Genomic DNA, 9,768 nt, shown 5'->3' on the forward strand with positions numbered 1-9,768 from the left:
ACTATATGTTGAACCTATAAAACCCCTTTCTTCCGTTGAATTAAAGCAGAAATCTATTCAAAAGCCAAGAAGTTTTAATAGTTTAATTAAGCCTTCGCCCACAAATTTCCAGGCAAATCAAGCGCCGATGCCAGCCAATCAATTGCTTGCAGATGGCCCACCTAGTGGTGCAGAGGCATTGGGTGGTGTTCTTAGCCTCGATTCACTTAATGAACCAACTATGCCGCCAGCTGCTCTGGTGGAAAGGGCCCGCTGGCAGGCCAGTGCAAATCCATTGCTGCCATTGCCGAGCGAATGGCGTAGTTTTTTTCGTAAGGTGCTTGGTTCTGCTACCGCAGAGCTTGCCCCAGCCATGCAATGGCATCAGCCGGTGGCTGGTTTATGTAAAACGGTGCTTGTTCCAGTGTTGCTGCGTTCAAATGCAAAACCTATAACTCTGAGGCAACCAAAAAATTCATTGGCCCTAGCTGCCCATGGCCAGTGGCTGCAGGAAGCGCCCCAGCCACCTCCAGGCCAGCAGCAGGCTTTACTACTGCACCTAGATCCAATAACCCAAGGACCTAAATGCAAGTGAATCAGTTGCAAACCCTAAGGGGCATGGCCGACCTCCTGCCTGCTGCCACCAGCACCTGGCAGTGGTTAGAAGCTGTTGCCCGTGAGCAATTCCGCTGCGCTTGCGTGCAGGAAATCCGCACACCTTTGCTTGAGGCCACTGAATTATTTGCCCGTGGCATCGGCGAGGCAACTGATGTGGTTGGTAAGGAGATGTATAGCTTTATCGACCGTGGTGAGCGCAGTTGCACCCTAAGGCCAGAGGGCACAGCTGGGGTGGTGCGTGCTGCCATCCAACAGGGCCTATTAAGCCAGGGGCCGCAACGGCTTTGGTATGGCGGGCCGATGTTTCGCTATGAACGGCCCCAGGCGGGCAGGATGCGTCAATTCCATCAGATCGGCCTTGAATTCATTGGTTTTAATCAAGCCGCCAGTGATTCAGAAGCGATTGCAATTGCATGGGATTTATTGGCAGCTTTAGGTTTAAAAGATCTCAAATTACAACTCAATTCCCTCGGCACTAAAGAAGATCGAGCTAACTATCGCAGTAGTTTATTGGCTTGGCTTGAGCAACATCAACACCAGCTTGATCCCGATTCGCAAGAACGCTTACACACAAATCCATTGCGCATATTGGATTCAAAAGATCTAAACACCCAGCAATTGCTCACAGATGCGCCCAATTTACTAGCGGCCCTATGCCCCGAAAGCCAGGAGCGCTTTGAGCAGGTGCAGGTTGCCCTTAATGATTTACAGATTCCCTATCAATTAAATCCACGCCTAGTGCGCGGCCTTGATTACTACGGACACACAGCCTTTGAAATCACAAGCACTGCCCTCGGCGCCCAGTCCACCGTATGTGGGGGCGGTAGATATAACGGTTTAGTGGAACAGCTTGGTGGTGCGCCAACGGCCTGCATCGGTTGGGCCATGGGCCTAGAGCGTTTGGTGCTTTTGCTTGATAGTGCAGAGGTTGCAGCACAACAGCGCAATATCGATCTGTATGTGGTTTGCCAAGGCGCAGCAGCCACCAGCCTTGGCCTGCAGGCAAGCCGTTTATTGCGTAATGCTGGCTTTGCCGTTGAGTTAGATCACAGTGGGGCGGGGATTTCAAAACAATTAAAACGCGCATCTAAAACCACTGCCCCATGGGCACTTTTGATTGCTGAAGCAGAAGCCAGTAGCGGCCAGCTGCAACTAAAAAATCTGCATACCAACAGCAGCCAACTGTTGGAACTGCACCAGCTCTTGGCTTTTATGCTTGAGGAGCAGATAAAATCAGTTCAATAGCTCTAAGGCTGGTTTGTTTGCATCTTCCCTATTGCTGCTGCTGGCGGTGCAATGGAAACCGGTTGTAGATGCCCCCCCTGTTTTTACGCCTGTTCCCACCCTTATACCCTTAAGCGAAACCAATAACGAAACCAAGCAAGAATCAACTGCTTCCTCCACACCCCGTTGGCAACGGGTAGAACTACCCACGAATGGTTCAGCAACATCCAACCCAGTGCGATGGGCCCAGGCACCCACCAGTCCAGAACCCACACCCACACCAATCAAGCCGCAGCAGCCACCTAAACCACAAGCAATTGCCCGTTCAGTTGGTAGGGCTTTTAGTTATGGCGGTGTTTTATATCCTGAAGTTGGTTTTTGGGTGCCAACAGCTTTTAGGCAAGATGTGGCCCATCGGGGCACACTTACTTTTCAAATTGAAAGTAAAACAAACCCATATAATATTGGCACTAATCGCTGCGGTGGCTGGCGTGTAGATACGAGTAACCGCAATTGCTCTGATAGTAGATGGTTAGCTGAATTCACCCCTCTTATTATTGGTGATTTTTCTCTGGGCGTGAATGCAAACATGGCAGAATCAATTGTTAATCGTGATACTTCTTCTTCTCCTCTTGCTGGAGGTGAAGGGCTTGGATTGGCCTTTGGTTTTCAATTGAAAGCTAATCTGGATCCAACTCTTGGTGCTGCTTGGATCGGTGAAAAATTAGTTAGTACCGACAACACTGGCCCCATTGGTACCACAAGAGTAAGGGGAACTGTTGCAGCTGATGGTGGTCAAAGTTATGCAATTTTATTAAGTAAACTATTTGATCTTGGCCCTATCTTTGGATCCAAAGGTGATCCACCAGCAGTTATTAGTGTTAGTGCGGGTGTTGGCAATGGATTCTTTAAGCCAGCCAATCAAACAGCTGAAACTGGCCTTAATTATGGCACCTATGGTCCTATTGCTAATATTGGTTTTAGTTTTAATCAGCACCTATCAGTTTTTGCAGAATATGCCGGTTTGTTAGCAGGTTTTGGCGCTAGTTATAAACCTTTTACCAAAATACCGCTCACAGCATCAATCCTTTATCACAGTTGGCGTGGGCAAGTTACTGATTATAAGGAGGGAAAACCATATAACAGTTCATGTGGAACAGAGTTAGACTTATGCAAAGGTGCATTAAATACTAGGCTTACATTTTCTTTCTGAGTGATTTTAGATAACACTTGTGAATTCTGAATACCAAATTAAATTGCTGCTTCTAGCAGATACCTCAACCCCCGAAGCATTAGGAAGCAAACTGGTAAATAGTGCTAAATATTTTAATTTAAATCCTAATGTTAGTTATAACAGCGCAGCTAGCATTTTTTCGCCTTCCATGGCTGCATTGCCAGGTAAAATTTTTTATAGGCTTGCAGATCGACGCAGTTGGGAGTGGTGGAACTATCAAAAGCAACTTATAAAGCAAATTGCTGCGCTAAAACCTCAATTAGTGCTAGTTACTGGTATATTTCCCCTTAAGGAAAGTGTTTTTAAAGCGGTGGATGCCTACGGAGGTAAAATAGTGAACTGGCTCACGGATGATCCTTGGAATCCAATTCATAAACGGAAATCTTTTATAGTTAATCTACCTTATTATGATCATATTTTTAGTACCAAAGTAGCTTTGCAGCAGCGCTTGCATTCTGTAGGTGTAAGCTCAACAACCTGGCTGCCATTTGCCTACGATTCAACATTGCATTACCCTCCGCTACCGCTTGATATTGGGGACCAAGATCTATTCTCTTCAGATATTACATTTGTTGGTACGGGGGCCCCTGAAAGACTTCCTTGGCTAAACGCTGCCCAAAGTGCAGCCGATTCCATAGGTTTTAATAAATGTAGAATTTATGGAGCAAGTTGGCAGCAACTTTCAACTCCTGGCTGGCAGCGCGAAAATATAGTTCGCGGGATTAACTATTGCAAGGCACTTTTTCATGCGCGGGTGGTTCTGGGTTTGTTGCGAGCATCAAATCATGATAAGTCAACCGACCGTTCCTATGAAATTGGCGCCATTGGTGCCTGTGGTTTAATGCAAGATACTGATGAACATCGTGCTTTGCTTCCAAACTATCCTGATGAAGGATTTTTTCTTAACCCCCAGCAGCTAGCTCAACGCTGTAAAATACTTCTAAGGGATGATGATTTGTGTGGTGAATTGCGTAAACTTGGAAGGATATCTTTGCAATCAGATCAGCATACTTATAAGTTTCGTATGCAAACTATTTTGGAATGGTGGGTATCACATAAATGACAATAAATCAACTTGTAGTGATTCTGCCTGTATACGGAGATTCAGAGTTTTTGCCAGAGGCTTGGGATAGCTTGAAAACTCAAACTGATCCCGATTGGCAATTACTACTTGCTGATGATGGCTGTGATGCTAAAGCACACGCATTTATTAAAAGTGGGCCTGCTCTTGATAAGCGCACTACTTGGATACGCAGATCAAAAAATCTTGGCTTATTTGCTAATTTAAATGAGGTATTAGGTGAATACGTTTCCGATTGGTGGCTCCTCCTTTGTAGTGACGACAAGTTGTTACCTAATGCAATAGCCAACTTGCGGCATCTGCATGAGAAATGGCCTCAATCACAGTTGATCATCAGCACACACCTTTCAATAAATTCAAATGGGACTCTTCGCCCATCTATCTCATCTATGTACCATGATCAATTATGCAAGCACACCACGCTCATACCAGCTCAAGTGTTTATTCCTGCTCTGTTGCGCTTGGGTAGCCTCAATGGGAATCTAACGGGCATGTGTTTTTCTGGGGCGCTTTGGAATTCAGCTGGCTGTTTTCGTGGCGAATGGCGTCATGCAGCTGATTGGGAGTGGCTTATTAGAGCCTCAGAGCAGGGTCAAGTTCTATTTAATAGAAACCCTATTGCCTTTGTTAGAACCCATGACAAACAGCTTTCAAATTCCAATCGACGCAGTGGAGATGAGTTGAAGGAAATTCTGGTTGTGCAACAGCTCTTGCTCGCTCATCCAATGTTGCAAAATGAATCAAAACGATATAAATGGGCCTTCCATTGGCTTCAGTTTCAACTTTGGAATCTTTTCAAACAGGCAGCAACAGGTCATTGGCAGGGATTCTGGCCTGGCCTATTGGAAATTCATAAATCAGTTGGCCTATGGCCTGTTTTCATTGCTCTTTTGGCTTGGTTGCCTAAAAGATTAAGAGCTTTAAGAGGTTCTTCGTTTCTTTAATTACTGTACTAGTATCTCTGCTCTTGGCATTGCTATGGCAGATTTAAAGGAGGCTCATCTGTTCCCAAGCCTTGAGGCACAGCAGAATCATTGGTATTATCGCGCCAAGGTGAGGTGCTTATATGATTTACTCACACCATGGTTGAAAAAGCAACAAGCTAATATCAAACTTCGGGGACTTGATTTCGGAGCAGGTAACGGTGTGATGAGTAAAAGTCTTGGTTGTATTATAAATGGAGTATCAATAGATTGGGATTTAGTGGATGAAGCTTTTGTTGATAGCTGTCAAAAAGAAAAGTTAGGCTTTACGAATTTGCAATGTGTTCCCAGCGATCAAGAATATGATTTGATTATTGCAATTGATGTTATTGAACATATTCAAAAAGATTGTGCAGCTTTGCAATTGCTTCGAGCAAGGGTGCGACCAGGAGGTATTGTTGTTGTTTGCGTTCCGGCCTATGAGTTCCTCTGGAGCGACCATGACCGATACCTAGAGCATTGTAGACGCTATAGTCCGTCTCGGTTGATTGAGGTTCTTAACGCAAGTGGTTGGGATGTTGAATATAAGCATCCGTTCTTAACTTTGTTATTCCCTATTGTCTTAATTCAGCGCTTATTAACTAAGCCTGCTAAGGAACCAGTGTCTTCGTTGAAAATTCCTAAGCCTTGGCTAAATATTACTTTATTTATAATTTTAGAAATCGAGCGCAGGTTATTGAGAATAATACCAGCTTTATCGCGTATGCCAGGTTTATCCATATTCGTTGTTGCAAGACCCTTCAGTAATTAGGAGGTTTCTGATTACATAGATTGGACGCTTTTTACTCTCAATAAATATCCTTCCAATATATTCACCAATTATTCCTATGCCCATCAACTGGATTCCGCCAAGAAAGCTAATAATGGCAACAATTGAAGCATACCCAGGTACATTGATGCCCCCCAATAGCGCTGTTACTGTGATACATATTGCATACGCAAAGGAAATGGTTGCCATGCTTAATCCAATATAAGTCCATATTCTTAGTGGAATTGTAGAGAAGCTAAAAATACCATCTAATGCATAGTTCCAGAGTTTCCATAAACTCCATGCGCTTTTGCCAGATATACGCGGAGGCCTAGCATATTCAATGCTAATTTGATTAAATCCTGCCCACGCTACGAACCCTTTACTAAATCTTACTTGCTCCCTACATGAACAGATTGCTTTGATAACAGTTTTATCAAGTAGGCGATAGTCGCTACTATCTAGCCTAACATCAAGCCGACTAATCTTTTTGAATATTCGGTAAAATAAAAAAGAACTTAAATTTTTTAACCATCCATCTCCGGCTCTTGTACGACGTACGGTATTAACAACTTCAGCTCCTTCAGAAAGCCATTTTTGAACTAGGTTAGGTATGAGCTCTGGTGGATCTTGTAAATCAGCATCTAAAAATATGCAGGCATCACCTTTACAATGGTCTAAACCGGCTATGAGAGCAGCCTCTTTGCCAAAATTTCGCGATAGTTCTAATATTTTCCATTTAGCCAAATCTTTATTGGCTTTTGCTAGCTTCAAGGCAACATTAGCAGTTAGGTCGCGGCTGCCGTCATCAATTATGATAATTTCAAGATCTATTTTCTCTATAAATTTAAATTTTACATTTTTCAAAGCATCAATTAGGATTGGCAATGAACTCTCTTCATTGAAGCAGGGAATTATCAAAGACAGAACAGGCATCTATTTCTCCTTATACCAATGAGTACGCCAGAGTGTGATGTCTTCAAATTTACCTATCTCCTCAGCACCTAGGGCTCTAATAAGTTCTTGTCTTTGTTTAAGCCTGGGCGCTTTCCAAGCTGCATAACCGGGGATTTCTAGTTCCGCTTTGGTCAACGGTAATCGCTCTAAAAGGTAAGGTAATTTTAGCTTGTTGATTAAGTCCAGCTGCCTTTTCAGCCATTTACTTCTTCCCTGGGGGGTAGCCTGCCTCCAGTCCCATTTTTCGCGAAAGTCGCCTTTTCCTATCTCTTGATTTCGAAAACTGATACCCATTGTATTGGCAATAATTTGTACATCAACAAGCCCAGCAAAATCTCTTTTTACCTCCTCACTATTCCAGCAATTTTCTAGCGTTCCATCTTGTTCTAAGACCTTTATATTGCCATTAGTAAACAAAAATTTAGATACGCTTGTCTTATTATTGGATATTAAACAAAGTTTTGGTAGTGGCTGTTGTTGGGTTAATAGCCGGCTGTTATAGCCTGGTTGTTTTTCTAGATTACGCTGCACATAAGCGAAACTCAGCCAGTTAGCTATAAGGTATCCCAGAAATCCAATTATTATCATTTTTCTCTTTCTTAATGCTAAGGGGATATCAGACAAACTAATAATAATTCCAGCTGGTAGGATAAACATTCTATGCGTTAGTCCCCTTCCAAGACTTAAGCCCACTATAGATGTGCTAATTAAAAATAGAATTGCAGTGGCATGACGCATTGTTGTTATTCCGCCATCCCGCAACTTCCAGCTAGACCAGAACAATGATACCCAATATAGAATTACTATGGGGATAAATACTAGTACTCCTGCTTGCTGATTTGATATGGCCTCGGATAAATTAATTTGCAATGGGACTTGAAATAACTTTAGCAAATTTGCTTGACTAGTTGCTTGTGATTTTAATACATTAGCATAGGTATCAATAATATTTGGATAAACCCCTCCTGGCACCCTTATTATTATGCTCAGGAATATGGCCATTGCTCCAGCGCCTGTTAACACCCAAGCAACCCCCCTTGCTGTAGCTTTAAAGCTTGGCAATTTTCTTCCATTAGTTTGCCATAGAGTTAAGTAAATCCAGATCGTGCTTATTGTGAGTCCTGGAACGCTATTATTAAGCTTAAGTGTTAAACCATACGACAAACAAGCCCCAGAGATAATTCCGAGCCATGCATTCCATTTGCCTAGCTGCATAGCTAGTATAAGAGCTGGAAGTAGAGATACTAAAAAGCTGAGATGATCGCCAACCCATCCACCTAGGGGTGGTTTAAACCAAAGTGCTGTAACTAGTGCTGCAGCTATTATTAATGTTCGATCCATTTGGATCTGTTTGCATATTTTCCATACAATTAAAGTCATCGTTATATTCAACGCCATACCCACAATTGTTATTGCTGCTTCTGGCTGTCCAATCTTTTTTGCTATTTCTCCTAATAGGAAGTCTAAGCCTGGCCAAACGCTTAGCCATGGACCATCCCTATCCATCCAGAATCTGGCACCATAAAGTACAAAGCTCACATCCCAGTTTGGGAAAATCAATCGGCCAATTAATTCTGATATGGCTGCAAAGAAACCTAGCAACCATGGATCCCATCGTGATTGAGGCAAGGCCAATCTGATATTCATTTTAGGCCCTGACAAATTTTCTTATAGTTTGGAGCATAAATTCCCTGTTTTTTATTAGTGTTGCCAGCAAGCCCCCTAATATTAGCACCATAAGAATTGGTTCAGTTCTGTTTTGATAACAGGTGATCAGTAGAATTGAGGATATAATCAGCTCGGGGGCATTGTTGTCGTTGCCTGATATTAGTTTTTCCCCCAAGAACCCTGGTAGGAATATAATTGTTAGTAATGGACTAATAAGAGTAATGCTTGAGTAGGCGATAAGACCATTCTGTATATTGGGCACAACAATCATAATCAAAGCCGCCGCAATTAAGCTCACAACTTGCAGCATGGATATACGCACTAGCATTTTTGTTGGCATTGGCCGTTGTAAAGGTATTTGACTAAGGCCTTGAACCCCTGCGGCGAGTACAAAAATTCTTGCGAGGCTGATTGCTCCCCCAGATGCGGAGCCAAATATAAACGGCAGTAAATTTGTATCCAGTAGTGTGAACAGGCTAAAGATTATGATTGAAAGCAGCCAGCACACTTTGAAAGATTGTTGATTTAATAACTTGCCACTTAATTGATTTTCGCTTGATTTGATAAGTAATACAGGCATCAATGAACCACTTATTAAACCTAATGACTGAGCGCAAATCTGAGCGATTCTTAGGCCATCTAAATTGTTGAGGCCTTCGGTGTTTACATAATTAAGTAGGATTGGCCATAGTATCATATTTGTAGCAAGTGGAACGCTAAAAAATGGCAATCCTTTCGCACACAATGTGCGAAGCTTGCTAAAATGGTAGTACCTTATGTTAAAAATTGATCTATTTGTCTTTTCTAAATCGTCCTTGATAATTTTAGGGTATAACATCCTAATTGCAATGCCACAGTTTAGAAAGCTTGTTACGCCAAGCCCCAGCAGAATTCCTATCGGCCCAAGGATTAGACACCCAATTAGAGGTAAGGTGCCTTTGCTTAGGGCCACCCAAACATCTCTGAGGAATACATATTTGAACTTCCCCTTTGCAAGATGAATACTCCAGATTGTTTCAGAGAGTGAGTCGCTTAGTAGATAAGTGAATGTTATAATATTTATGGGAGTTATTTTCTCTAGTAAATAAGATGGAATTCCCCCAGACTTGTTAAGTTGCCATATGGCAAATATTGCAATAATTGCAGATGTTGCTAGGCTTGTAATGCTATATGTGGATGTTAGCTTGTTGATTTCATTTGTGGATGTTTGCTGCGGGAGCAGTACAGCATAGGAGTAGTTTGTTCCAATTCTACCGAGCGTGCATATCAGTTGAGC

Annotated in this window: 10 protein-coding genes; 6 read left to right on the plus strand and 4 right to left on the minus strand. The window is 42.7% G+C overall.

Going from position 1 to position 9,768, the window contains the following annotated elements:
• Together KBY68_RS12010 and hisS are read left to right on the plus strand one after the other, a co-directional pair.
• Positions 1–574, plus strand: a 574-nt coding sequence (locus KBY68_RS12010; RefSeq protein ID WP_255097427.1) for a hypothetical protein, incomplete at its 5' end; no start/stop codon positions are given.
• Entirely contained in the window at positions 571–1,842 is a 1,272-nt protein-coding gene (gene hisS, locus KBY68_RS12015; protein WP_255097428.1) for a histidine--tRNA ligase, read from the plus strand. The genes KBY68_RS12010 and hisS, both read left to right, overlap by 4 nt.
• On the opposite strand, the gene KBY68_RS12020 is transcribed toward hisS, so the two are convergent.
• Positions 1,831–2,094: a hypothetical protein gene (locus tag KBY68_RS12020; protein ID WP_255097429.1), complete on the minus strand. Its 264-nt coding sequence runs from the start codon at positions 2,092–2,094 to the stop codon at positions 1,831–1,833. The genes hisS and KBY68_RS12020 overlap by 12 nt on opposite strands.
• Positions 2,095–2,227: 133 nt before the next feature.
• Here KBY68_RS12020 and KBY68_RS12025 point away from each other — a divergent pair, with 133 nt between their 5' ends.
• Genes KBY68_RS12025 through KBY68_RS12040 form a run of 4 tightly spaced genes read left to right on the plus strand, consistent with a single transcriptional unit; the run spans position 2,228 to position 5,870 of the window.
• Positions 2,228–3,034 (plus strand): hypothetical protein, encoded by an 807-nt coding sequence (locus tag KBY68_RS12025; RefSeq protein WP_255097430.1) that lies wholly within the window; start codon positions 2,228–2,230, stop codon positions 3,032–3,034.
• 19 nt (positions 3,035–3,053) lie between these two features.
• Positions 3,054–4,118, plus strand: a complete 1,065-nt coding sequence (locus tag KBY68_RS12030; RefSeq protein ID WP_255097431.1) for a glycosyltransferase family protein — start codon at positions 3,054–3,056, stop codon at positions 4,116–4,118.
• On the plus strand, positions 4,115–5,080 hold the full coding sequence (locus tag KBY68_RS12035) for a glycosyltransferase (RefSeq protein WP_255097432.1): 966 nt from the start codon (positions 4,115–4,117) through the stop codon (positions 5,078–5,080). Before KBY68_RS12030 ends, KBY68_RS12035 begins: the two co-directional genes overlap by 4 nt.
• Before the next feature lie 34 nt (positions 5,081–5,114).
• A complete protein-coding gene (locus tag KBY68_RS12040; protein WP_255097433.1) occupies positions 5,115–5,870 on the plus strand; it encodes a class I SAM-dependent methyltransferase in 756 nt (251 codons plus the stop codon).
• On the opposite strand, the gene KBY68_RS12045 is transcribed toward KBY68_RS12040, so the two are convergent.
• From KBY68_RS12045 to KBY68_RS12055, 3 genes are all read right to left on the minus strand, one after another.
• On the minus strand, positions 5,832–6,803 hold the full coding sequence (locus tag KBY68_RS12045; RefSeq protein WP_255097434.1) for a glycosyltransferase family 2 protein: 972 nt from the start codon (positions 6,801–6,803) through the stop codon (positions 5,832–5,834). The genes KBY68_RS12040 and KBY68_RS12045 overlap by 39 nt on opposite strands.
• The gene (locus KBY68_RS12050) at positions 6,804–8,471 is read right to left on the minus strand and encodes a hypothetical protein (protein WP_255097435.1); all 1,668 of its coding nucleotides are present in this window, start codon (positions 8,469–8,471) and stop codon (positions 6,804–6,806) included. It abuts the gene before it with no gap.
• A gap of 1 nt (position 8,472) precedes the next feature.
• Positions 8,473–9,768, minus strand: a 1,296-nt coding sequence (locus tag KBY68_RS12055; protein ID WP_255097436.1) for an MATE family efflux transporter, incomplete at its 5' end; no start/stop codon positions are given.

The organism is Synechococcus lacustris Maggiore-St4-Slac (genome assembly GCF_024345595.1).
GTDB lineage: Bacteria > Cyanobacteriota > Cyanobacteriia > PCC-6307 > Cyanobiaceae > Synechococcus_D > Synechococcus_D lacustris.